Below are 24,374 nucleotides of genomic sequence, written 5' to 3'. Positions count from 1 at the left end.
AGGAGACTTCATAATGGCGACCAAGCAGATCACCGATGCCAGCTTCGATGCGGACGTCCTGAACGCGGACGGCCCCGTGCTCGTCGATTTCTGGGCGGAATGGTGCGGCCCGTGCAAGATGATCGGGCCTTCGCTCGAGGAGATTTCGGACGAGCTGGGCGAGAAGGTGACGATCGCCAAGCTCAACATCGACGAGAACCCCGACGCGCCGGGCAAGTACGGCGTCCGCGGGATCCCGACGATGATCCTGTTCAAGGGCGGCGCTCCGGCGGCGACGAAGGTGGGTGCCGAGCCCAAGGGTCGGTTGAAGGCCTGGCTCGAGGGTGAGCTGGCGTAACGGGCGAGCCGCTCCCGTCATGCTGAACTCGGTTCAGCATCCACTCCGCCGCGGGCGTTTACGCTGGCGGACGGGTGGCCCCTGAAACAAGTTCAGGGTGACGGGGGTGGATGACGGCGGGACCAACCCCGTCATGCTGAACTTGGTTCAGCATCCACCGCGCCACGCACGTTGCCGCGCGCGGACGGGTGGACCCTGAAACGAGTTCAGGGTGACGGGGGCTCAGCTCCGATAGTCAGCGTTGATCGAGATGTAGCCGTGAGTCAGGTCGCAGGTCCACACGGTGGCGCGGCCCTCGCCGAGGCCCAGGTCGACGCCGACCTCTATTTCTTTCCCCTTCAAATGCGCTGTGACAGGCGCTTCGTCATAGCCCGTGACCGCCAGGCCACCCTCGGCGACCTGCGTATCGCCGAAGCGGATCGCGAGCTTGTCGCGCTCGGCTGGCTCGCCAGCCTTGCCGACCGCCATCACCACGCGGCCCCAGTTGGCGTCCTCGCCGGCAATCGCCGTCTTCACGAGCGGAGAGTTGGCGATGCTCTTGGCGATGCGGTGCGCGCTGAGGTCACTATCGGCGCCCGTCACGCGAACCTCGATCAGCTTGGTGGCGCCTTCGCCGTCGCGGACAACGAGCATTGCCAACTGATGGCAGAGATCGGCGAGCGCCGCGCGGAACGCGTCCGCGCCGACGCTGTCGTCGTCCGAGAGCGCGACGTTGCCGGCCTTGCCGGTCGCGAAGGCGAGCACGGTGTCGCTGGTCGAAGTGTCGCTGTCGACGGTGATGCACGAGAAGCTCGGCGCGTTGGCGGCGGACAGCGCGGCCTGCAGGAACGCGGGCTCGACCGCGGCGTCGGTGAAGATGAAGCCGAGCATCGTCGCCATGTCGGGCGCGATCATCCCCGACCCCTTGACGATGCCGACCAGCGTCACCGTCCGGTCGCCGATGACTGCGGTCGTCGTCGCACCCTTGGTGAAGGTGTCGGTGGTCATGATCGTCGCCGCAGCGTCTTCCCAACTGCACGGTGCGGCGGCGAACGCGGCGTCGAGCCCGGCCTCGGCCTTGTCGATCGGGAGCGGCACGCCGATCACGCCGGTCGAGGCAACGAACACGTCGGAGGGCTGGCAGCCGAGATGCGCGGCGGTGCGCGCGGCGATCGCCTCGACCGCGGCGCGGCCACGGTTGCCGGTGAAGGCGTTGGAGTTGCCCGCGTTGACGACGAGCGCGCGCGCGGTGCCGAGGGTCAGTGCGGCGCGGCACCATTCGACTTCGGGGGAGGGGCATTTGCTCTGCGTGAGGACGCCCGCGACCGTGGTGCCCGGGTCGAGCATAACGAAGGTCAGGTCGCAGCGGTCCCAGGCCTTGTAGCGCGCGCGGGCGATGTGCGGCGTGGCGCCGGGGATGGCGGGCGCGGGCGGGAAGGGAAGGGCGAGGGGGGAACGGTCTGACATGGCGTGGCTCCGGGATTTGGGCGGGTGTTAGCGTGCAATGGCGGGCGCGTCATGCCGGACGTTGTTGGGGGAGGCGGGGGATCGCCCGATTCCCGTTCCCCAGCAGATATCTCCGTCACCCCAGCGAAGGCTGGGGTCTTTCGCGGCTCCTGTTCCGCGCCTGCCACCGGAGATCCCAGCCTTCGCTGGGATGACGGGTGGGCGGCGGCGGGGCTGGGAGGCGTGCCGCCCCTCCACTCGTCGCACCGCCTTTTCGGTTGGACGATGGGCGACGCAATCCCTATGTCCTCGCCACAGCGAACCGTATCGGACCCGACTTGAACCTGCTGCTCCTCCTGTCTGCACTGCTGTCCGCGCTGACCGGCGCGGTGCCGGGCGTGCGCCGGGCGGAGGTGCCGCAGGTCGCGCAGGCGATGGCCGCCGCGCAGATCGGGCAGGCCGCGGTGGCGAGCGCGACGCGGCGGCCGACAGCAGCACGCGCGACGCTGGCCGCCGTCGCGGCGGGGCCAGCGGTGACGGCTGCGCTGTTCGCAAGCCCGGCGATCTGGATGGACCGCCGGCGCGAATAGCGCGGCCTGCTCTCCCGTTTCCTAATTTCACGCCGGCCCGACCTTGTGGCCGCGACCCCCTTGTATCAGGACCTACGCCCATGTTCGGTGGCCTCGCCAAATCCTTGTTCGGTTCGTCCAACGACCGCTACGTCAAGTCGCTCAACCCGATCCTCGCGCAGATCGCGAGCTTCGAGCCCGCACTGGTCGCGATGTCCGACGAGGAATTGTCGAACCAGACGGTCAAGTTCCGCGAGCGGCTGGCGAACGGCACCAAGCTCGACGACCTGCTTCCCGAGGCGTTCGCGACCGTCCGCGAGGCGGCGAAGCGCGTACTCGGGCAGCGGCATTACGACGTGCAGATGATCGGCGGCATCGTGCTCCACCGCGGCGAGATCGCCGAGATGCGCACCGGCGAGGGCAAGACGCTCGTTGCCACGCTCGCGACCTATCTGAACGCATTGCCCGGTGACGGCGTCCACGTCGTCACCGTCAACGACTATCTCGCCGCGCGCGACGCCGAGTGGATGGGGCAAGTCTACACCTTCCTCGGCATGACGATCGGGATCATCATCCCCAACCTCAGCGACGACCAGCGCCGCGCCGCCTATGCCGCGGACATCACCTACGGCACCAACAACGAGTTCGGCTTCGACTATCTGCGCGACAACATGAAGTACGAGCGATCGTCGATGACGCAGCGCCCGTTCAACTTCGCGGTGGTCGACGAGGTCGATTCGGTGCTGATCGACGAGGCGCGCACGCCGCTGATCATCTCGGGGCCGACCGACGACAAGAGCGACCTGTACATGCAGGTCGACGCGGTCGTGAAGCAGCTCGTCCCCGGCGACTACGACAAGGACGAGAAGCAGAAGACGATCATCCTCACCGAGGACGGCACCGAGAAGGTCGAGCGGATGCTCGAGGCGGCCGGGCTGCTCGAGGGCGCGAACCTGTACGATTTCGAGAACACGCAGGTCGTGCACCACCTCAACCAGGCGCTGCGCGCGATCGTGATGTTCAAGTCGGACATCGACTACATCGTCAAGGACGGCAAGGTCATCATCATCGACGAGTTCACCGGTCGCATGATGGACGGCCGGCGCTGGTCGGACGGCCTGCACCAGGCGGTCGAGGCCAAGGAAGGCGTCGCGATCGAGCCCGAGAACCAGACGATGGCCTCGATCACCTTCCAGAACTATTTCCGCATGTATCCGAAGATCGGCGGCATGACCGGCACCGCGGCGACCGAGGCGGCCGAGTTCTACGACATCTACAAGATCAACGTCGTCAGCATCCCGACCAACGTCGCGGTCAAGCGCGTCGACGAGGAGGACGAGTTCTACAAGGATACCGCGGACAAGTTCCGCGCGATCGCCAAGAAGATCAAGCATCACGCCGACCTCGGCCAGCCGGTGCTGGTCGGCACGGTGTCGATCGAGAAGTCCGAGCTGCTGAGCGAGTTCCTGGTCGGCGAGCAGGTCGAGCACAAGGTGCTCAACGCGCGCTTCCACGAGATGGAGGCGCACATCGTCGCGCAGGCCGGGCGCAAGTCCGCGGTGACGATCGCGACCAACATGGCGGGCCGCGGCACCGACATCAAACTGGGCGGGAACCTGGAGTTCCGCATGCTCGACGAGCATCCCGACCTGATCGAGGGCACGCCCGACTATGCCGCGGTCGCGGCGCGAATCGACGAGGAGATCGAGGCCGAGAAGCAGGCGGTGCTCGCCGCGGGCGGGCTGTTCGTGCTCGGCACCGAGCGCCACGAGAGCCGGCGCATCGACAACCAGCTGCGCGGGCGCTCGGGTCGCCAGGGCGATCCGGGCCTGTCGCGCTTCTACCTCAGCCTCGACGACGACCTGCTGCGCATCTTCGGGCCGGACACGTTGTTCGCCAAGATGATGCGCAACAACATCGAGGACGGCGAGGCGATCGGCAGCAAGTGGCTGTCCAAGGCAATCGAGACCGCGCAGAAGAAGGTCGAGGCGCGCAACTACGACATCCGCAAGCAGGTCGTCGAATATGACGACGTGATGAACGAGCAGCGCAAGGTCATCTACGAGCAGCGCGCCGACATCATGGACGCGGAGACGGTCGGCGACGTCGTCGTCGACATGCGCGCGGAGACCGTCAACGTCATCGTCGGCGAGGCCTGCCCGCCCAATTCCTATCCCGAGCAGTGGGACATCGCCGGGATGAAGGCCCGGCTCGCCGATATCCTCAACCTCGAGCCGCCAATTGACGAGTGGCTGAAGGAAGAGGCGATCGATCCCGAGGTCGTCGAGACGCGCGTGCTCGAAGCGGCGGATGCGATGGTCGCGGAGAAGGCGGCCTCGCTCGACCCCGAGACCTGGACCTCGGTCGAGAAATCGATCCTGCTGCAGAATCTCGACCATCACTGGAAGGAGCATCTCGCGACACTCGACGCGCTGCGCCAGGTCGTCCACCTGCGTGCGTACGCGCAGAAGACGCCGATCAACGAGTATAAGCAGGAGGCGTTCTCGCTGTTCCAGCGGATGCTCGAGGCGATCCGCGAAGAAGTCACCAGGACGATCGCGCATGCGTCGTTCCAGATGGAGGCGCCGGTCGGCCTGCCCGAGCTGCCCGACTTCATCACGACGCATTTCGACCCGTTCACGGGGATGGACGATACGAACGACGTCGATGCCGGGACGCTCGGCCATATCACGTCGCAGATGCCGCCGCTGCAGATCCCGCAGCCGCAGGGCGATTTCGGGACGGATCCGGCGGAATGGGCCGGCGTCGTCAGCCGCAACGCGCCGTGCCCGTGCGGGTCGGGGCAGAAGTACAAGCACTGCCACGGCTCGGTGTGAGGTAGCCGCCCTTCTGCGGGGGACATGAAAAAGGCCGGGTACCCGACAGGGCGCCCGGCCTTTTCTATTTCCGTCACCCTGAACTCGTTTCAGGGTCCACCTGGCCTCAAGCGATATCGCTCGTGGTAAGATGGACGCTGAAACGAGTTCAGCATGACGTAGATATTAGCGCGTTTCCTTCGGCAGCACGACGCTCGGGCCGATATTGTCGACGACCTTCTTGGCGTCGAACGCGCGGATGTTGTCGCGCGGGATCGGGCCCTTGCGCATCACGATCTCGGCGGTCGCCTCGTAGCGGTCGATCGTACGGACGTCGAAGTCGTTGCCCCATGGGCCGCCGAAGCCGCCGCCGAAATAGGGGTCCCAGCTGCGCCAGCCGAAGCCCGCGCCGCGATAGCGCCACGACGGGCCCCAATAGCCACCGAAGCCGCCATAGCCGAAGCCGCCGCCAAACCCGCCACCGAGACCCGGCGTCGAATAGGTACGCGACTGCAGGTTGGTATCGCGGTCGGCCATCAGGAAATAGTCGTACCCGTTCTGCAGCGTCAGCTCGGCGGCGCGGAAGAAGAGGTAGCGTTCGACGGTGTCGCGCGACGTGACGCTGTTGCCCGAGAAGCTGACGAGGAAGCGGTTCGGCTCGATCCGGCGGTCGCTGTAGCCGGTGCGCGAGAAGCCCTGACCCGTGGCGGGGCGATAGGTGGTTTCGGTCGCGCAGCCCGCGACCAGCAGGGTGCCGGACGCCAACGCCGCCAGCGCAACCCTGCGACCAAATGTGGTGAACATTGCATGTCTCCGTTCGCGGCGAATGCGGCGAAACGCCTGTTATTAGCCGTCAATGGTGGAACGGGCGATGAACGAGATGGCTCCCGTTCAGTATAAATCATTCTCCGATCAGGTGCAGCGCGAGGCTGCGGCGGTGCGGCCGCCGGCGGTGCTCGAACAGATAGAGACCCTGCCAGGTGCCGAGCGCCAGCGTCCCCGCGATCAGCGGGATCGTCAGCTGGACCTGAGTCAGCGCGGTGCGCAGATGCGCGGGCATGTCGTCGGGACCCTCGTCGTCATGCGCGTACTCGGGCGATTCGGGCGCGATCCGCGCGAAATACGCCTCGAGGTCGGATCGCACCTCGCGCGCCGCATTCTCCTGGATCAGCAGCGAGGCGGAGGTGTGGCGGCAGAACACCGTCAGCAGCCCGGTGTCGAACCGCTGGGCCGCGACCCAATCGGCGACGGCTTCGGTGATCTCGACGAGGCCCTGGCGGCGGGTATCGATCGAGAGGAGGGTGGTAGCCTGTCGCATGCGGTCAGGCGGCCTCGTCGACCTGACCCAGGTTGATGCCGTCATAGAGGCGCAGCAGTGCGGTGACTTCCGCGACGACGGTCTCGTGCTCGGCGCGAACGCGGGCGGTCGCGTCGAAGGTAGGCACGCCGTCCTTGCCGTCGTGGATGGTGAAGCCCTGGTCGATCAGCCAGATCGCATCGGCCGCCCGCGCGCGCTGGCGCCGGAGATGATAGACCCACTGCTCGATGATCCCCGACGGGACCAGTCTATCGATTTCGCCCATGACGCGTGCCTAGCCGAGGCGTAGAGCGTACGCCAGTCCGTCGGCGGCGGGCAGTATCGCGCATGGAGAGAGCAGATGACCGATTGGGACGAAAAGGCCGAGGCCCGCAAACTACACGACACGCTGCAACTCGTCGGCCTGCGCGCGCATGCGACCGCGGTCGGGTTCATCCAGCTCTGCGCCGAACTCCTGAAGGCCGGCGTGATCGACGACCCCGCGGTGTCGCGGATCAAGGATGCGATCGCCAAGGACATCATCGTCACGCGGACCACGTCGCGCGGGCAGGCGGAGTTCGAGACGTCGCTGCGCCGCCGGCTCGACACACTGCTGCCGACTTCGGAAAACGCGCCCGATCACGCAAGTGCGGTGGGGACGCCCGACGGGATGCGATCGGACCTGGACCTGGATCGGCAGGACTTCCGGTAATCCTCCGACGCCTCCGCCGGTCGCGGAACGAATGGGGGTGGACCGTGTTGAATCCACGGCCGGTCGCGATCGCGGATCGGCCGCTTCAACGCCGTCCAGGGAAGTCCGATGTCCGTCCGCACCGATCATTCGCCGCCACGCCTGTCGGACATGTACGGTGAAGCCCGCCTCGACGCACTCTACCGCCGCGCGGCCGCGGACCGCGCGCGGTTCGAGGCGCGGTCGGTGAAGCGTCCGGGATTGCTGGCGCGCCTCGCGTCGATCCTCCGCGGCTAGAGGATGACCGTGGCCGCTGCCGTGAAGCGGCGAGGGCGGGCGTTACGGGAGAGGACACGCTGGTGGAGCCGAGGGGAATCGAACCCCTGACCTCTGCAGTGCGATTGCTTTCTAAGCGACGGCCGATGCGCTTTACGAGAGAGGGCTGAAGCATCGAGGGCAAACTCAGCTGTCCGATAAAGCGCTTTGCGATACCAGTGCGATACCAGGCACGGTCCGCCTGGGTGCGAATGGCGACAGTCGTTGCCAGCACTGAGCGCGTTGCTCGCGCTCCAATCTGGCCCGGAAAGGCCACGTCGATTGCGAGGGGGCTGCGTTCGTGCTTGAACCGTCCGGCTAACGAAAGCGCCAGCGTCGCCATCTGTGATCTGGGCTAGGCCGAGGGCCTCATGAAACAGATTGCGATCTTTAGTCACAAGGGCGGCGTTGCCAAGACAACGATGACTTTTCATCTGGCCTGGATGCTGGTGACCTGCTCCCCAGACATCATGCCATTGGTAAGTTAGCTCGTCAGATGGAGACGAGTAATGCGGCGAGGCCGATTTAACGAGGATCAGATCATTGGCGTGCTGCGCGAGCATGAGGCCGGCGTGAAGACTGCCGAGCTGTGCCGGAAGCATGGGATCAGTGACGCGACGTTCTACAACTGGAAGGCGAAGTACGGCGGGATGACCGTGTCGGAGGCGGCGCGGTTGCGGGCGCTCGAGGACGAGAACCGCCGGCTGAAGAAGCTGCCGGCGGAGTCGATGCTCGACGTGTCGGCGCTGAAGGATTTGCTGGGAAAAAACTGACCCGGTCTGCAGAGCGCTACGCTGCGGTGGAGAAGCTGATGGCCGACCACAGCTTTTCCGAGCGTCGCGCCTGCAGGTTGATCGGGGTCAACCGGTCGGCGTGGCAATATGAGCCGCTTCGCGGGAAGGACGACGCTGTTCGCGTACGGATGCGCGAGATCGCGAACGAACGTCGTCGCTTCGGCTATCGACGGCTGGCGATCCTGTTGCGGCGTGAGGGCAAGGGCATGAACCTGAAGAAGGTTTACCGGCTGTATTGCGAGGAGCGGCTGACGGTGCGCAAGCGTGGCGGCCGCAAGCGCGCGCTGGGCACGCGGGCGCCGATGGCAATCCCGCAGGAACGAGACCAGCGCTGGTCGCTCGACTTCGTGTCGGATGCATTGGCCTGCGGCCGGCGGTTCCGTATGCTCAACGTCATCGACGACTACAGCCGGGAATGCATGGGGCGCCGAACGTCGCGGGCTGCCGTGCATGGTGGTCAGCGATAATGGGACCGAGCTGACCAGTCACGCCGTCCTTGCCTGGTGCCAGGACACCGGGGTCGAGTGGCATTACATCGCGCCCGGCAAGCCGCAGCAGAACGGCTTCGTCGAAAGCTTTAATGGTCGCTTGCGCGACGAGTGCCTGAACGAGCACCTGTTCCCAACGCTGGCTGCGGCCAGACGGATCATCGAGGCGTGGCGTACGGACTACAATACCGTGCGTCCGCACAGCAGTCTTGGCGGGTTGGCACCCGCCGAGTTTACGAACCGCCCCCGCCAAGGGCGTATGGATACCGAAGCTAAGTTATCAGCGGCCTTAAAACGGGGAGCAGGTCACGATACCGCGCGCGCATAAACTCGCACGAAGTCAGATTGATATGGGAAAGCACGGTAAAGAACCACTTCGACGCTGCTGTCGGCAACGTGCAATCCCCTTATATGATTGAGAATTGCCTGCTCACCCTCCAGTATTTCCGCAAATCACTTTGGCCATCGGAGATTGTATTAGGAATTTGCGTTCCGCGCTAGATTACCTTGCCTCCATGATGTCTATAAGTTCTAGCCTACCGGACAACAACACGATATTTCCATTCTCTAGGCTAAGAGGCGGCCTTGAAGCCAGTTCGAGCGCCGGGCAACGGCGGACATAAAAAGCTCAAGAGGGTGGCGCGCTCTACGATCTAAGCACAAATTACCCCAAGCTTAAGGCTGTAATTATGAATAAGATTCAACCTTATGGCGCGGACGATGGCGCGCATGCTTTCGGAGACATGCTTTGGCGGATGATCACCGCTGACAATATCGATAAGCACCGGCTTTTGATGCCTATTGTTCGGCGCGCTAGATGCAAACATGTGGAATTTGAAGGCGCTGGCAGCATCTCCAGTATGAGTTTCAAAGGAAATGTTCTTCCACACGCGCCCGGCACGAGGCTGAAGAAGAATTCCGACTTTTCCGTCGATATAGTTTTTAGCGAACCAACTACTTTGGCTGGCAAGCCCGTAACCGGTACACTCATCGAAGGATGCAAAGCTGTCGGTGAGTTGATCGACATTTTTAGGAGAACGTTCGCTGCGACTTGATTTCGGTCCGTCGCTTAGCCGTCTTGGCGCACGGCACCCCCGCTCGGCCTTCCGCCGGCGAGGCTGTTCGTTGATATGATTTTAAGTCGTCTCAGGCCCGGATTTGGCGAATCGACCCGTGGAACGTAGGCTGTGGGAATGATCGAGTGGACCGACACGCACGAAGAGCAGGTCAAAGCGATGACCGACGCAGAGCTGTGAGTGGCATACTAGCGCACTGACGGACAGCCGGGAAACCCGGAGGCCGACGCACTGCTCGACGAGATTTAGCGGCGTAGCCTAGATGTCTGACACGCGCTGCCAGCACGACACGACCGGGGTCTCCAAGCAGCCGATCCGCGTCATGGACTTGGCGAACATGCGGTCCCTCGGGATTCGGAGCATCGCGCTCGCTTGCCACTGCGGGCGCGGCGCAGTGGCCAATGTCGACGCGTACCCTGACCGACGTCTCGTGCCCGACATGAAGCGGCATTTTCGATGCTCGAGTTGCGGCAGGCGCCCGTACGACAGTCAGTCGGACGTCCGCGCAATGCAGCGGCCGAAGCGCACTGTCGAAATGCGATCGGATGGGCCAGAGCCGCGCTACTGGCCGGACGATGACAGCCTGCTACCGCCCGCGCCAGCGCCGCGCCGCTTTCCTTAGCTAGCCCTCGCAACAGGTGGCTGCTGGGACCAGGCGCCACCCGTCATCTGCCTCACGGTACAAAAGCAAGGCACGGTGGCCGATCTTCCTTACCGGTGACGCCGGGAAGGTGAGCAACCCTGGGGTCGTTTCGGGTCGGCAAGGCCAGCACCCCGACCTCTCCCCACGACCAGATATTTTCCTGATCGCCGCGATAATTAGCTGGATTGAAAGCTGGAGTCTCGAGCCACCGCAAATCGTAATCCAAGCGCGCCAAAAGACGTCGGCACGCGCGCAGCGTGGACATGTCGAGAACTTCGAAGAAAATAACGGGCCGATCTCGCGCGATCGTACGCAGCGCACCACGCAGAACGTCGGGCTCCATTCCTTCGACATCAATTTTCATCAGCCGGACTGGGCGATCCATCGACAGATCATCCACCTGCACGACGGTGATCGGCATTGTGTACGCTGCGCCCTCGACTGGTTCTGTACCGACTAAGCTTACTCCGCCAACATTATGCCCGATGCTTTCGTAATTCAACTTAAAATTCAAGAAGGCGCGTCGCTTGCCAGCAGCGACGTTGAACGGAAAAATATTGGAATGCCCGGAAGACAGGATATTCGCAGATAGCAGAGCATAAGCCAGTGGCTGAGGTTCGAGCGCTATGATTTTCGCCCCAGGATTGAGTGTCGAAAATCCGACCGCATGGGTGCCTATGTTTGCACCTATGTCGAGAATTATCCCGTCGTCCTTGACGAAAGGAGACAATATCTCGATTTCTAACTGAGCCCACTCCCCGTATTTCTTGAGCGACTTTCCGATCACGCTATCCGTTCGCACGCAAAAAAATTCGCCGTAGCGCGTTGAAACGCGATCGACATCCAAGCCAAACACCGGTCATTTCTCCTGCGATACCTAGAGGCGCGTTTCTTAGATGGAACGACCGGGCAGTCAATCGACGGGAGAGATTTGGCCATCGCAACCGGTTAAACCTGCCCGCCACCAACCTCGGCCTTCTCTGCCGACTAAACTGGATCAAGCACACCGATCTATAATTCGCTTATGGAGCCCCGAGAAATCGCAGAAGAAATTTAGAAGAGCCTTAAATTTGAAGAAGATTGCGATTGTTGGTAACTGCCAGGTGATTCCCCTCGCAGACACACTCAGCATCTTCCCAAATATCGAGGTCGACCGCTTCATCGACATAAACCGGATGGGAACTCCGGAGTTCGAAAACCTAGCGCAAGACACCGTCGATCAAGCCTGTCGCAGTGATATGAACATTATTGCGCAACCTATGGGCGATGACTTTGGTTGTCTGTCCGCCAAGCCGCTGCAGAGCTGCGGTGCCGAATTCTACACGATGGTCAACATGCACTTTTCGGGGCTTCATTCCGACATCACGTATATGGGGGCGTTCCAGCAGAGGTTCATGTCTCCCCTCGGAAATTATCACAGCAAGATCGTTGCTACTGCATACTTCAAAGGCTTGTCCGCCCCCTACTGCCAGTCCCTATTTTGTGATGCGACCTATCGAACGCTTGGATATTACGACGAGTACGATAACTCCGAAGCCGAACCAGCGCGATACCAACGTCGTCGCGCTCGCCGGATAGAGGGTCCGCCGTTAGGCAGATTATCCAGCGTTTACAGGTTGTTGACGCTGGTGGAGCCGAGGGGAATCGAACCCCTGACCTCTGCAGTGCGATTGCAGGGGCGTGACTCGAAAAGGGCGGAAATGCGTTGATTTCCGCCCTTCGATTCTAAGATCGAGGGGCAGAAAGCGCTGTTTACGATACGCGTACGATACGCGGACCAGGCCCAGAATGGCGGGATGAGCGGACTTTCATAGTCCGCGCCAGCAAAGTCGCGGAGGCAAGTCGACGGCTGCATAATTCACTTGGAGCACGCGTCGATGACGGGGTGGATCGGCAGCGCGCGAGCTGTGGACGATCGGTGTCGCGTAAAGCCAGACTTCGCGGCGGTTCGCCAGGCACAGCCGCTCGCCGCGGGCGTCGACGACGTGGCTGATAATCGCTTCCGGCAGTCGGTCGAGCCGGTGAGACCCGGGCACGATGCGGAGCGGAGCATTAGTCGCGTCGACCGGGTCAAGGTGGACACGGATCGTGACCATCCGCTCCAGGATTGCGAAGGGCGGTTCGACCTGGATGAGGCCGGCCTTTACGGTCCAGGGACCGAACCCGGCGACGTCTGCACGGTGCTGGACGACGATCGTGCGATCCTGATGCCAGCCGAGCGCCCAGTTCCGGGCCGCCGTCTTGTCGAACAGGACGGCGCGAACGGCGCGAGTGTCGGGCCCCAACGCCGATGCGGCGACGCCGCCGATGGGACCGTCCACCGCGAGCATGGCGCGCAGGGCAGGGGCGAAGCCAATCCTCACGCCCGGGACGTTGCCAGGTAGGTCTGCGACCGCCTGTTCGATCAAAAGGCAAACGGAGGGATTCAATGCTTGAAGAGGTTTTGCCCGCCGTCTGGTTTGAAACGTAGAACGATCTTGATGGGCTGCGCCTTCGGGTTCATCCGATGAGGTCAGTAAAGAGCGAATCGCCGATGCGGTAGTGCATTGCTGCGGCTAACGCGGCATCGGCGAGATTGCCATGGTCGCCGCCCGAAGCGCCGACGCTGCTACCATCAAGGGCCTCGCGCGTCGGGGATGCTGATCTTGTCGATGTTTCCTCGCATGACCGATGCGACCGCCTTTGGCAAAAAGCTCTGAAAATCGTCAGTTTGTCACGACCGTCAACCAATCAACGCAGTTGAATTCGTGCGTTTGCGCAGAAACATATTCGGCGAAAGACCCGAAAGTCTACATTCGTGCGCCCTTGTTGCCTTCCGAATTTTTGGACGCCCGTTGATCTCCATCTACGACCGCTTCGGCTTGAGTAGGAGAAAGCGGCCTTCTGTTCTGTGTTGTGGCGACGTTGGGTGTGCTGGGGGAACGCCGGTCAGCTTGCATCAAGAAGTGCGGCAACAGCGCACAGCGAGATCAAAAGCTTATCGCGATCGTCGCCTGCCTGACGGTTTATACAGCGAGCCTTGTCGCTCACCGCCTGCAAATCCCATCGCCATATGGCGTGCGCGATCAATCATATACCCCGCCTCATCGAGGTTTCTTAAAAGCATTTCGACGTCATCGCGTTGATGGTCGCCGTCTGGAGACGACGCCCCGCTGACGCGACTCATGACGTTAGGAAGCAACTCGACATCGATCGCGTTCGGTGCGTGAGTCGACGACTGAAGCGCGTCGTTGAAATCCAAGAAGCGGTACTCGCTCGAATTCATATCGGCATGCGGTGGCCGGAACGGATCCTCCCGCGTGAGGAGATCGCGCACCATCCGCCGGCCTGCCGAGTTTCCGTAGCTCAGCACATTGCTCTCTTCGAATAAGGCGGCGCAGATGCCAAACCAGGTCGTGGCGCCGTCCAGCCAGCCGTCGAATTCACGGGCAGAACGTAGTTGATCAAACGAGCCATTCCCCGCGATCGCCAGCATCAGTCCGCCGACAAATTCGGAGCGTAGGCCTCGATCACTGCGACGTTTGAGATCCAAGACAACCTCATTGAAGCGATTGATTCGCTCTTCCCGCGATGCTGCGAGCAAGGTGCCGAAATCCACGCCCACCGATAGGGGGGCCAATTGCGCGAGCATGTGTGATCGAATAGCTCCCGCCGCCAACACGTTTGAAAGAAAGCGGCCAATCACGCTTGCATCGGCGCCGACATCGCCCGCGGGCGTGCCAACCGCTGATGACACGATCCTCCACGCAACATTGGGCCCTTGTAGGTCCTGCGCGCCGAATGGATCGCCGGGTTGCTTGCGAAGCTCGGTCCACTCCGCCGAAATCCAATCGATCGCGGCTTGGTCATACCGCGCCAGCACTGCCTGCCCGAGCGCTGACGAAAGCGATGCAAGCAGTACTGGAAACACATTTTTAGGACGATCGGATTCGCGCGCAGAGGCGATCCACGCTTCCGCCATCGCCGCTCCGGCAACACATTTCGCAAGAGCGAGGTCGTTCTTGCTTGCCGCCGCCCGTCTCTCGAGCACTGAAATCAACTCGACAGGGAGCACGCGAAAGAATGCCGAGAAGGGGCGGACCTTTGCATAGGTGGAAAGGAAGGCGAACAGATCATGCATTTGTGCCTGCGCGATGCAGATGATCGGCCACGCTTCGATCTCGTGGCTAGGAGCAGCGAGCGTTACGTCGGTCGACTTTGCCGATCCGGCGCTTGATGTCCGAGGCAAGGCCGCCGCACCCAATAAAGCCTTTCCAAGCCAGTCAATAAAATCTTCACGGTTGAGCCGGACCCTTTCCACAGCGGTCATAGAAAGAGATCCTTCAAATTCGGTTCGGCGGCCATCGTGATCGAGCAGGCGTTGATGCCTTTCTCGAAATAGCCGGCAAGGTCGGACTGATGATAGACAACCAATGTGGTCTTCGCGCGCGTCACCGCCGTATAAGTAAGATTTTTTTGCGTCCTGTAGTTCTTAAGCTTTTCCGCGGCAATCATATGAACCGCGCGGAATTCGAGGCCCTTCGCCCCTTGCACAGTGGTAACGATCACGGGGCGGTCGGGAAGGATTGCATCATAGGCGCCGGCACGTTGGACTTGCATGGCGCCGGCAATTTCGCTTGCGTTCAAAATGTTAGCCACCTCGCCTAGTTCCGCGGCGCGAGGACACAAAACGCCGATCATCTCGCCCGGATAAGCTTGCAACTGGACTTTGATGCGGGCAACCGCCTCGGCAACCTGCGTGGGCAAATCTGCCTTCCCGATAATATCGACGGTGGATGGGTAACTGGCCTCATCATAGTTCGACGTCGCCTCCATACCTGACGCACTGTCCAGCAAATTCTTGATGCCATCGGCCACTCGGCAAATTTTAATGCCATTACGATAATGATGCTTGAGTTCGATACGCGTCGCGCCTAGCTCCTCGAGCCGCTGGAGTGCACCCGATTGGTCGCTAATCCGCTGATTATTGTCGCCAACGGCAAAGATCCGTGTGCCAAACAACCGGATAAGTCGGGCTTCTTCGGCCGAATAATCCTGCGCCTCATCTAGCAAAATGACATCGAACACGTTCTCTGCGGCTCCCTTGGCGGCAGCTTCCGCCAGTCCCGCGAACAGACGCGCTCTGATTTCGTCAAAGTCATTGCTGTCTTCGACCTTGATGCCGTTGGCGGCCAGCATCTCATACGCCCAGCGCACGAAGGTCTGCACTTTGTCGGCGGCAAAGGGGTAGTGCTCGGTGCCTGATGAGATGAATTCCCGCAGCACGCGGCCGAACGCCAGCACCTTAATGTTGGTCACCCCCTTCGCATGCAGGTAGCTTGCCCGAAGAAGCAACAGATTGGTCTTACCGCAGCCCGGCGGCCCCACGATCAGATGATCTTCATCATCATCAAGCGCGATTGCCTTCCTCTGGTCATCATCGAGTTCGCCGATGTTTTTCCACCATGACGCTTCCATCAGTCGACCCCCACCTCGACCAGACTCAGCTGGCCAATTGTTCCGTTCTGCGCCTGATCCAGGGCGACAAGGACAGCGGCCTCCACGCGGTCGCTCGTGGCGCCTGAGCTATAAGGACCCTTGAAAACGATGACGAGCGCCAGGGGCTCTTGGGCATCATCGGAGGGCACGGACGCACACGCTTCGAGACGAACCGCCTGCGCCTCCACATCGATCACGGTTACGGCAATCTCCATACAAACGTCACGCGCCAAGCCGTATTCCGCGGACGCAACAATCCTAATCTCGAGCACCGGCACTCGCTTTGGACCACGCGTGACAATCAACGGCGGCATAATGCTCGAATTTGCCTGTCGGATACGGCGAAGCTCGACCTTCAGTCCATCAATCACGGTTTCAAGCAGTTCGGCCATGGCTGGCCCGTCGTCGACGACGGCTTCCGACTGAGCGTCAGCCAACAGAAGTCGCTTGCTGATCCGTTGCCGCGCAGCGTCACCGGCCGAAGCGGCGACCGGCGGGCGAAATGCTTCCCAACTGACCAGCGCCAATCGCTTCTCAGGGCTTTTGACCAGCGCCATCTGGCACGCGTCGATGAGATATGAGGGCACCCCCTCACTGGCGACGCTCGGCGTTTCGTGCTGTACCGCGTTGACTAGCGCGGCGTAGGGGGTAACAAATTCCTCAAAGATCGGGCGACGCATGATCAGGTCGTGAAGCACAGCACCGACTTGATAGATGGCGAGTGCGCGCCATCCATCGGCATCGTTCTCCTCGTCGCGTAGCAGGAATTCTGGCGAACTATATTGGAGCGTTCCGACGAATAGACGCTGTCCATCAGTATCGGTCAGCCCCACCTCACCGACGGGTTTCAATACGCCAAAATCGAGGAGCACGAGGCGGCTCATATCCTCCAGCAGGACGATATTCGCCGGCTTAATGTCGCGGTGTGCAAGCTCATGGGCCTCAAGAAATTCGCAAGCCGACACAAGCTGTTCGATAAGGCCCGGGATATTCCCCTCGGGCACCTTGGTCAGGCATTTGCTGAGGCTGGGCCCGTCAAGATAGTCCATGACGATATAGTGGTTGCTGCTCTCTTCATGGAATCCGCCTCCTAGGATCCCGACCATGTTCGCATGGTTCTGCCCCTTTAGGCTAAGTTCGCGCCCGATCCTTTTCAGCTGTGTTTCGTCACCATAGCGTTGGATGAGCTCATCATCGAATATCTTGAGAGCTGCCAGCTTACCGTGGCCTTCACTCACCGCTTTGAAAACGGCCGCCGATTTGCCGTGATCAATCAAAGTCTCGATCGTCCAGCCGTCAATGGCTTGCCCGCGAAACTTGGCCTCCCATTCTTTTGCTTTTACCTCGTCCACTCAGCCCCCCCGTCCAATCGGAAACAATCTCGCGTGTGGCGAGGTTCGCGCATCGGTATGCGTTATCCACAATCATCCACCGGGCGGAACAATTAAATTCACGAAGGCGTCGAATTTGGCGTTCGTAAAATTGTGCATTGCGGGCGCATCGAGCACCGTTTTCAATAAAAACGTTGGCGAGGGGACTAGGGACGGTGGGCGTTGCCTCCCATAAATTTCCGATGGCCGGGCACGGAAACATGCAGCAAACTGCTATCCGCCGCGGTCTCGTAGCTTCAGCGAAACGCTTCGCCTGCGTGATTTACCAATCATCGCGCCACCGGGCCACCGGCATCGCGGAATGGATTTGGAATATTTTTGCTTGATTTGGACAGGCTGCGGTATAGACCGATCTCCGAAGGGATTACCCGATGCCGATTCGAACGGAAGATGAAGCGTACGTCGAACTTGAGCCGCATTTCACGGCACTCCGCGAGCTTGTGGCCGAGGCTCATGCTGACTTCCGTGAGCAGTGCCGCAGCATCGCGCATGTGCTCGAACTCGGCACGCGCGCCGCAATCTACAGAGATCTCATCGTCCGCAAGCTCCGGGCATATTGCGACACCACGACCGGGGCGCAGTTCCTCCGCAAGGATCAGCTCTGTCTGGTCGGACTGGAGAATAACTGGTTAGTCCGCGTCAAGCGCCTGCGTAACGGTTTTGCGGTGGGGGTGAGTCCTACGCTTGCTTCTGAGCAGTACGACGCTAACGAGCTGCCGGACTATGCAACATCGTTGCTTCCGGGTGCTCCGGCGGCGACACTGTTGTACCTTGGTTGGGCGGTTCCCGAGAATGCGCCCGGCGAAATCGAAAGCTATCTGGTTTGCAACGATGGCAATCGGGCGGTTTTATGGGCAATCAAATTGAGCGATTCAGCACCGAGCCGCGGCATTCAGGAGCCTCTTCCAATTGACGATGGTGAAAACGAAGAGCCTCGCCGCGTCACGCTAAAGGGGTCTGCGAAGCGGAGGGCAAATGGCTAAGCCGTTCAACGGCCGGCTACTTACGCTCGCCCGCCAGATGCGGCGCATGAGCCAGACTGAGTTGGTGAACCTGTTGGGAGGCACCGTGTCCCAGGGCACGCTGTCGAAAGTCGAGCACGGGCGCATTCAGCCCGGGGAAGAGTTGGTCGAGCTTTTGGCAGGCGCCCTGAAAGTCAGGTCGTCGTTCTTTTACGATTCCGGCTTCATCCGCGATCCTGTGGTCAGTTATCATCGGAAAAGGTCGAAGTTGGGCGTGCGGCATTTGGACTCAGTCCATGCGCAGGCAGAGGTCATTCGGTTGAACCTGCGGAAGTGCCTCGAGGCTTTGGACCTCGAGGCGCGATTGCCGTTGCCTGCGATCGATCCAGATGAGTTCGGGCGGGATCCAGACGAGATCGCTCGCGCTGTTCGGCAGCGGTGGGGCGTTCCCCGCGGTCCGATTGATGACGTCACAAAGTTGGCCGAGGACGCTGGGATTATCGTGATTACTCTCGATTTCGGGAGTGAACTGATCGATGGGTTCTGCCAATACGCAGCCGACGGCGTGCCGCCGCTCGTATTCTTGAACGCAGCCCAGCCGAAAGACCGGCTTCGGTTCAGCTTGGCTCACGAAGTGGGGCATCTCGTCATGCATCACACTCCTCACCCCCAACAGGAGGTTGAGGCAAACCGGTTTGCGTCTGAGTTCCTCATGCCCAGTCGGGAGATTAAGCCTGATTTCGATGGACACTCACTGACGCGGTTTATGGATTTGAAGGTCTATTGGGGCGTGTCGATGCAGGCCCTCATGTATAAGGCTTGGCAAACTGGTAAGCTCACCGATCGGATGTACAAATATTACGTTATCGAGATGTCGAAGCGTGGATTTCGGAAACGTGAGCCTGTCGATGTGCCGCATCTCAAGGAAACACCGTCAACGCTAAAACAGATCATCCGAGCTCACATCGAGGATCTAGATTACTCAATCGACGATCTTGGCGAGATGTTCGGCCTTCTGGACGATGACGTGACAGGGATCTATCCGGTCCCAGCTGCGCGGCCGAAGCTTCGGCTTGTTCGGAATGCTTAGGGTCCTTCTGTTGTGAAGGCCGCATAGCGATGGCACGGGCGCCGCGCATACCTGAAGGGCCGCCTCGTCGGTTTGGGGCGGTGTGGCGCCAGGAACGTATACCCGTGATACTCAGGCCGCACCCTGAGCCGCCCCTGTACGTCAGGCTCCCATACGCATTGAATAATCGAGCATGGTTGCACGCGTGCGGGCGAATTAATCCGAAGAAAGAGACGAGTGAGAAGACGGGCAAAACCCACTGGGAGGTCCCGTCTGCATGGTTCGGGAAACTGTTGCGCCGTTGCGTCGAACGGTACGGTCAAGTCTATGTCATTCAGCCACTAAACCGAGCCGAAATCTGCGCAAACTCCTGCTGGACCGCGAAGCACGATATTTGCGAATGCTCATGTTTTGGGACCAACCATGGCGGCGGCAAACCCGCTGGGGCGTGGAAAGAGATCAGCGAAACGTTTGCCGTCCAGTGGTCTGGTGGGGAGTTAGCTTGCCGCTTGTTTACCCGCCCTACACAATTAGCGCAGGTGCCACGCTGCGTTCCGTTGCCGGTCGGATAGGCCACCTGCTCCGCCGTCTGAACGAGCGGCAGCATACCGCGATCTCTTCCCGAATGCGGCCGGGCTGTATGCCACCCAATTTTAACGTGCTGCCGATGAGCCATTAAAGACGCAGTGATCTGCTTCTCCAGCATAGGGACATTGACGCGCTTCACGGCCAACGCACTAGCCTGCTGTTTACCACGCAACAGTTGGGCAAGCGCCGCAAGGATGGGATTGATCGCTTCCAGTGCGTCCGGCGCGTTGTTCAGCAACGCCGACAGATCGCCCCGAATGAAGGCGTCACGCTTTGGCGCGAGGTGACGTTTGGCAAAGGCTCCCGGGGTTCGCAGGGCACCGATCATGTCTGTTTCGGCCAGATTGCTTTCAATCTCAGCCAAGGCCTCGGCGGCATTGACGAGAACCGCGGCCTTCAACCAATAATCGTCCCGCCACGCCATGATCGCGTAACGCGTGGCGGCAAGTTCCCACATGGCACTCACGGCATGCTGCCTGGGCGCGCACCTTCCCATGCCGGAAACAGCTTCTTCAGCCGATCGACGGTGTGCCGCCATTTCGGCGTCTTCGGGGCGCAGACGCTGTTCTGGTTGCCGAACATCCCGACTTCGTGGATCGCCCGATCAAGCCCGACGGTCGCGATCCATTCGACGGGAACGAAATACTCGCAGCGATCGGGATCGTCGATGAACTCGCGGTGATAGCCGGCCTGAGTGAGGAGGTCGGCCGCGGGCGCCGAAGCGCCATCATCGCGACGGAGTTTGAAGTCGCTCATTGCCACGGGCTCACCGCGAACCACGCCGACGCCCACAAACCCGTATCCCGGCGCCTTCACCCAGACGCGGTCACCCGGATCCAGCAGACGAAGCGTGCCGCTATACCATGCGCCGCCGCCGGCCGAGATGAAGCCGTATCGCCGCGCCTCATCCCAATCGCGGCCCAAACCGTGGCCGAACGACACATAGTATTCGCCGTTCCAAGGTTCGCGCTCGCCCTGCCGCGTTTCGACGGTCGCTGCGACCTGCGTTTCGACCGGGTCGATCAGCCAAGCGCGGCTCAGGAGTTGACCGGCGTCGGTGTCGAACACCTGGAAGCACAGCACGTTGATCGCGATCCCGCGCTTAGCGAGATAGCCGACGATCCGTTCCGAACTGGCATCGAGGCTGGACGCGACGATCACAATTTGCAGGCTCTGGTTGAGCGTCGCCTCGTCGAGCAGCATGCCGAACCGCGCGCGGAAATCCGCGGCGAGATTACCGCCGTTCGAGAAGCGCGCATAGACGCCGCCGATCGCCTCCGCATCGAGCGCCTCGGCCCAGGTCGCATAGTCGATCGCCTGCGCCACGACGTCGCGAGGCGTGCGCCCGCGTTTCAGCTCGATCAGGACCAGCCCGCCATCGGGGGCGATCGCGAGCAGATCGATCCGGCCGCCGAAGCCGGTATCCTCCTGCCGGCCGATGATCATCCATTCGTCGGAGAGGATCTGCGGCGCGGCGACGATCATCTGTTCGAGCAGCGCCTCGCTCGGCAGCGCGGACTCACCGAGCGGCGCGGGCGCGCTACCGACCTTCCAGATGCTGTGGCGGATCGACATGGTCAGGCGCTCGCCGCCGCGCGACGCCCGCGCTTCGGTTTCGGCGCGTCGGCGCGCTCGGCGCGGATGCGGTCGAGCAGGACGCTGGCGGGCTCGTCGTTTGGATCCTGCGGCACCAGTTCACCGCGGAACGCCTTGGCGAGGATCGCGGACTCGAGACGGTCGAGAAGGGCGCGGGCGCGGGCGGCTTCGGCTTCTAGGCGGTCGGCGCTTGCGAAGGCGGTGTTGATCTTATTCAACATAGAAGCTCGTACATCCGCTGTTGGAACTGGAATGACGACGTCGCGAATATCGTCCAACCCCAAACCAGCCTTCGTGACACCTCTGTTCTTGGCGAGCATCTGTCCTTGACCTGCTTCAGACGACAAATACCAGCCTATCCAAGGCGCCATTTCCACGTTGAGCGGCCGTGCTAAAGCGACATGCTGATTGACGAAACCTGGCCCCAAGCTTTCCGGTACGACACCAACTCTACCAAGGTCAGCTGTTATCGTGATGACAACATCCCCTGCGAGAAGAGCGGTTCGAGCACCCTCCGCTCCGCTTGGGGGCTGAACCGACTGAACGTCGTTAAGCTCAAGTGCGATATTGCGTCGGCGCACGTCCCCAACTCGGATGAATGCAGGCCCCGTATCTGCGTAGTACTTTGCCCAACCCCTTGATCCGCTCGTGACGAAATGAACAAGATCTCGCAAAGCGCTTGTCGGAAAATCACCGCTGAAAGCCTCGAGAAGAATCTTGGTCCGCAATTTTTGAGTCAGCATCGGCACTCGGTCCAATTCCACTCGCGCGCGACTGAGACCGGCGGTCATCGCGTCCAGCTTCGCGACGATGCGGCGCTGTTCGGGTTTCGGAGGGAGGTCGATGTGAAATGCCTTTACCTCAGGGAAATAAATCGTTGTGTGTGTCGATCCTTCGCCGAAACGCCGAATGTCTTGCCCTTCCGCAAGCAACGCGTTCATCAGGTAGTCGGCATCGAGAGGTTCGAGGCAGGACCACGTCACGAAGTCCTGACTCGTCGCCATCTCTCTGCCCATCTTAACGACATATCCGACTGATGCCGTACGGGAGAGACAGACGGTGTCTTTCGGCAATAGTCGTGCTGCCGAGTTTGCAAGACCGAGATCGCTGACAGTCTGCATTGTATCCACGATCACCCGACCATGATGCGCGCCAGCATCTCGAATACCTATCCACGGCACGCCGCCGTCCCAGTATTCCGGGTGGTGCCGACTCGGCGTATGGCCGGTCCCAAGATCAGCCACATCGCCAAGAGCGACGCGTCGCCATCCCCGTGGGATGGGGTGACCGGGATCATTCACCGATATTGCATGTCGCCCACGAATTATGCGGCTAGTCGCTGCGCGGCCAGCCATTATTCCGCAGCCCCGGCTAAGACAGGCTCGGGCAGGCCGTCATCCAAGTCCTCGATCAGTGCGCGCACTTCAACCATCGCATTAGTAAGATGCAACTCGATCGCCGCAGCGATCTCGTCGGGCGTCTCCAGCCCGTCTTCGGGATTACTGCTGTCGTCCTTTAGCCAGCGGATGTCGAGATTATCGCCGCGGGCCACGATCGTCTCACGCGCGAAGCTGCGGAATCGCCCTGTCTCACCCTGATCAATTCGGTCAGCGCCGCCATCGGGGTCATCCCCGAATGCCGCAACGAAATCTTCCAGGTCGGACATGCCGAACGGCTTGTTTTTGCCATAGCTCGGCATGTTGGCGCGCGCGTCGTAGATCCAGACTTCCTCGGTTGCATCCTTCAGCGGCGCTTCCTCGTCGCTCCGCGTAAAGAACAAGACGTTGGTCTTCACGCCCTGCGCGTAGAAGATGCCGACCGGCAGGCGCAGGATGGTGTGGAGGTTGCACCAGCTCATCAGGCGCTGGCGCAGGAGCTTGCCCTTGCCGTCGTCGAACAGGACGTTGTCGGGCACCACCACCGCCGCGCGGCCGCCGAGTTTCAGCGAGCGGATGACGTGCTCGACGAAGGGGAGCTGATAGGACGAGACGCGATCGGTGATCGTCAGGTCGTCGCGCGTCGGCGGGCCACCGGCTGGGCCGAATGGCGGGTTGGTCAGGATCAGGTCGGCATTCTTGTATTTCGGCGCCGCGCCGCGCGGGCTTAGCGTATCGGCCAGGTCGAGGTGATCGGGGTCGATATTGTGCAGATGCAGGTTCATCTGGAGCAGGCGGAAGGTGTCGGGCACGTTCTCGACGCCGCGCAGCGCCTGGTTGAGCTGGAACGCCTGCTGCTTGGGCGACAGGGTGAAATAATCGTCGGTGGTCGCGCGCATGTAACGGTCGGCGGCGATCAGGAAACCGCCGGTCCCGGCTGCCGGATCCTGGATCACCTCGCCCGGCTCGGGCTGCATCAAGTGGACGATCACGTCGATCAGTACGCGCGGGGTGAAGTACTGGCCGGCGCCGCGCTTGGTCTCTTCCGCCATCTTCTGGAGCAGGCCCTCATAGGCATCGCCGAACGCATCGCGCTCCTCGCTGTACCAGTGCAGGCCGTCGATCGCGTCGATGAGCTTTCGCAGATTGACGGGCTCGCGGACGATCGTAGCGGCGTTCTGGAAGATCGCGACGATCGAGCGGTCGGCGATCTTAGTGCCGTCGCCCAGATCGATCAGCGCCTGACGATAGCGCGCCAGCACCTCGGTCTCGTTCGCGGATTTGATTGCGCTCCAGCGATAATGCTCGGGGATGCGGCTTTCGTCCTTCTGCTCGGACGCCATCTTGAGGAACAGCAGATAGGTCAGTTCGGTGACATATTGCTGGTAGGTCACACCATCCTTGCGGAGCAGCGCGCACAGGCGCCACAGCTTGTTCACCAGATCGGCGGAGGGATTCATGCG

General features: G+C 61.4%; 22 protein-coding genes, 1 tRNA gene and 1 pseudogene. 10 read left to right on the top strand and 14 right to left on the bottom strand.

The window, feature by feature from the left end:
* Positions 1-13: 13 nt before the first annotated feature.
* The gene (gene trxA / locus FSB78_RS08520) at positions 14-337 is read left to right on the top strand and encodes a thioredoxin TrxA (RefSeq protein ID WP_147081815.1); all 324 of its coding nucleotides are present in this window, start codon (positions 14-16) and stop codon (positions 335-337) included.
* 222 nt (positions 338-559) lie between these two features.
* Here trxA and argJ read toward each other — a convergent pair whose 3' ends face one another.
* Complete coding sequence (gene argJ, locus FSB78_RS08515; RefSeq protein ID WP_147081812.1) at positions 560-1,783, bottom strand: bifunctional glutamate N-acetyltransferase/amino-acid acetyltransferase ArgJ; 1,224 nt, start codon at positions 1,781-1,783, stop codon at positions 560-562.
* A gap of 317 nt (positions 1,784-2,100) precedes the next feature.
* Here argJ and FSB78_RS08510 point away from each other — a divergent pair, with 317 nt between their 5' ends.
* Both FSB78_RS08510 and secA read left to right on the top strand, forming a co-directional pair.
* Positions 2,101-2,352 (top strand): hypothetical protein, encoded by a 252-nt coding sequence (locus FSB78_RS08510; protein ID WP_147081810.1) that lies wholly within the window; start codon positions 2,101-2,103, stop codon positions 2,350-2,352.
* Between the two features lie 80 nt (positions 2,353-2,432).
* The gene (gene secA / locus FSB78_RS08505) at positions 2,433-5,168 is read left to right on the top strand and encodes a preprotein translocase subunit SecA (RefSeq protein WP_147081808.1); all 2,736 of its coding nucleotides are present in this window, start codon (positions 2,433-2,435) and stop codon (positions 5,166-5,168) included.
* Between the two features lie 165 nt (positions 5,169-5,333).
* On the opposite strand, the gene FSB78_RS08500 is transcribed toward secA, so the two are convergent.
* The 3 genes from FSB78_RS08500 to FSB78_RS08490 all read right to left on the bottom strand — a co-directional run bounded on the left by FSB78_RS08500 (position 5,334) and on the right by FSB78_RS08490 (position 6,730).
* Positions 5,334-5,951, bottom strand: a complete 618-nt coding sequence (locus FSB78_RS08500; protein WP_147081806.1) for a CC0125/CC1285 family lipoprotein — start codon at positions 5,949-5,951, stop codon at positions 5,334-5,336.
* 97 nt (positions 5,952-6,048) lie between these two features.
* Complete coding sequence (locus FSB78_RS08495) at positions 6,049-6,465, bottom strand: secondary thiamine-phosphate synthase enzyme YjbQ (RefSeq protein ID WP_147081804.1); 417 nt, start codon at positions 6,463-6,465, stop codon at positions 6,049-6,051.
* Between the two features lie 4 nt (positions 6,466-6,469).
* Positions 6,470-6,730: a hypothetical protein gene (locus FSB78_RS08490; protein WP_147081802.1), complete on the bottom strand. Its 261-nt coding sequence runs from the start codon at positions 6,728-6,730 to the stop codon at positions 6,470-6,472.
* 75 nt (positions 6,731-6,805) lie between these two features.
* Here FSB78_RS08490 and FSB78_RS08485 point away from each other — a divergent pair, with 75 nt between their 5' ends.
* Both FSB78_RS08485 and FSB78_RS19100 read left to right on the top strand, forming a co-directional pair.
* Positions 6,806-7,156, top strand: coding sequence for a hypothetical protein (locus FSB78_RS08485; protein WP_147081800.1), 351 nt, complete (start codon positions 6,806-6,808; stop codon positions 7,154-7,156).
* A gap of 108 nt (positions 7,157-7,264) precedes the next feature.
* Positions 7,265-7,432, top strand: coding sequence for a hypothetical protein (locus FSB78_RS19100; RefSeq protein WP_158637981.1), 168 nt, complete (start codon positions 7,265-7,267; stop codon positions 7,430-7,432).
* Positions 7,433-7,492: 60 nt separating this feature from the next.
* On the opposite strand, the gene FSB78_RS08480 is transcribed toward FSB78_RS19100, so the two are convergent.
* A tRNA-Ser gene (locus FSB78_RS08480) sits at positions 7,493-7,607 on the bottom strand.
* A 352-nt stretch (positions 7,608-7,959) separates the two neighbouring features.
* Here FSB78_RS08480 and FSB78_RS08475 point away from each other — a divergent pair.
* Positions 7,960-9,060, top strand: a pseudogene (locus FSB78_RS08475) (IS3 family transposase).
* A gap of 361 nt (positions 9,061-9,421) precedes the next feature.
* Positions 9,422-9,787 (top strand): hypothetical protein, encoded by a 366-nt coding sequence (locus FSB78_RS08470; RefSeq protein ID WP_147081798.1) that lies wholly within the window; start codon positions 9,422-9,424, stop codon positions 9,785-9,787.
* Positions 9,788-10,482: 695 nt separating this feature from the next.
* On the opposite strand, the gene FSB78_RS08465 is transcribed toward FSB78_RS08470, so the two are convergent.
* The gene (locus tag FSB78_RS08465; protein ID WP_147081796.1) at positions 10,483-11,307 is read right to left on the bottom strand and encodes an FkbM family methyltransferase; all 825 of its coding nucleotides are present in this window, start codon (positions 11,305-11,307) and stop codon (positions 10,483-10,485) included.
* 214 nt (positions 11,308-11,521) lie between these two features.
* Between FSB78_RS08465 and FSB78_RS08460 the strand changes: the two genes are divergently transcribed.
* Positions 11,522-12,160, top strand: a complete 639-nt coding sequence (locus tag FSB78_RS08460; RefSeq protein WP_147081794.1) for a WcbI family polysaccharide biosynthesis putative acetyltransferase — start codon at positions 11,522-11,524, stop codon at positions 12,158-12,160.
* A 99-nt stretch (positions 12,161-12,259) separates the two neighbouring features.
* Here FSB78_RS08460 and FSB78_RS08455 read toward each other — a convergent pair whose 3' ends face one another.
* From FSB78_RS08455 to FSB78_RS08440, 4 genes are all read right to left on the bottom strand, one after another.
* A complete protein-coding gene (locus FSB78_RS08455) occupies positions 12,260-12,859 on the bottom strand; it encodes a phytanoyl-CoA dioxygenase family protein (RefSeq protein WP_242008135.1) in 600 nt (199 codons plus the stop codon).
* Between the two features lie 569 nt (positions 12,860-13,428).
* The gene (locus FSB78_RS08450; RefSeq protein WP_147081790.1) at positions 13,429-14,760 is read right to left on the bottom strand and encodes a hypothetical protein; all 1,332 of its coding nucleotides are present in this window, start codon (positions 14,758-14,760) and stop codon (positions 13,429-13,431) included.
* Positions 14,757-15,908: a UvrD-helicase domain-containing protein gene (locus FSB78_RS08445; protein WP_147081788.1), complete on the bottom strand. Its 1,152-nt coding sequence runs from the start codon at positions 15,906-15,908 to the stop codon at positions 14,757-14,759. The genes FSB78_RS08450 and FSB78_RS08445 overlap by 4 nt, the downstream gene beginning before the upstream one ends.
* Positions 15,908-17,281, bottom strand: coding sequence for a serine/threonine protein kinase (locus tag FSB78_RS08440; RefSeq protein ID WP_147081786.1), 1,374 nt, complete (start codon positions 17,279-17,281; stop codon positions 15,908-15,910). Before FSB78_RS08440 ends, FSB78_RS08445 begins: the two co-directional genes overlap by 1 nt.
* 410 nt (positions 17,282-17,691) lie before the next feature.
* Between FSB78_RS08440 and FSB78_RS08435 the strand changes: the two genes are divergently transcribed.
* Positions 17,692-18,303 carry a hypothetical protein gene (locus FSB78_RS08435; RefSeq protein ID WP_147081784.1) on the top strand — a complete coding sequence of 204 codons (612 nt, stop codon included), beginning with the start codon at positions 17,692-17,694 and terminating at the stop codon, positions 18,301-18,303.
* Positions 18,296-19,372, top strand: coding sequence for an XRE family transcriptional regulator (locus FSB78_RS08430; protein ID WP_147081782.1), 1,077 nt, complete (start codon positions 18,296-18,298; stop codon positions 19,370-19,372). Before FSB78_RS08435 ends, FSB78_RS08430 begins: the two co-directional genes overlap by 8 nt.
* Positions 19,373-19,685: 313 nt before the next feature.
* Here FSB78_RS08430 and FSB78_RS19095 read toward each other — a convergent pair whose 3' ends face one another.
* From FSB78_RS19095 to FSB78_RS08410, 4 genes are read right to left on the bottom strand one after another with little or no spacing between them, the layout of a single operon-like run.
* Entirely contained in the window at positions 19,686-20,405 is a 720-nt protein-coding gene (locus tag FSB78_RS19095; protein WP_158637980.1) for a hypothetical protein, read from the bottom strand.
* Entirely contained in the window at positions 20,402-21,514 is a 1,113-nt protein-coding gene (locus tag FSB78_RS08420; RefSeq protein WP_147081778.1) for a PDDEXK family nuclease, read from the bottom strand. Before FSB78_RS08420 ends, FSB78_RS19095 begins: the two co-directional genes overlap by 4 nt.
* 2 nt (positions 21,515-21,516) lie before the next feature.
* Complete coding sequence (locus FSB78_RS08415; protein ID WP_147081776.1) at positions 21,517-22,890, bottom strand: restriction endonuclease subunit S; 1,374 nt, start codon at positions 22,888-22,890, stop codon at positions 21,517-21,519.
* A complete protein-coding gene (locus tag FSB78_RS08410) occupies positions 22,890-24,371 on the bottom strand; it encodes a class I SAM-dependent DNA methyltransferase (protein ID WP_147081774.1) in 1,482 nt (493 codons plus the stop codon). The genes FSB78_RS08415 and FSB78_RS08410 overlap by 1 nt, the downstream gene beginning before the upstream one ends.
* Positions 24,372-24,374: the final 3 nt, after the last annotated feature.

Source organism: Sphingomonas ginsenosidivorax, assembly GCF_007995065.1.
Lineage (GTDB): Bacteria > Pseudomonadota > Alphaproteobacteria > Sphingomonadales > Sphingomonadaceae > Sphingomonas > Sphingomonas ginsenosidivorax.
The sequence above is the reverse complement of the archived record's forward strand: the minus strand, read 5'-3'. Positions and strand labels throughout refer to the sequence as shown.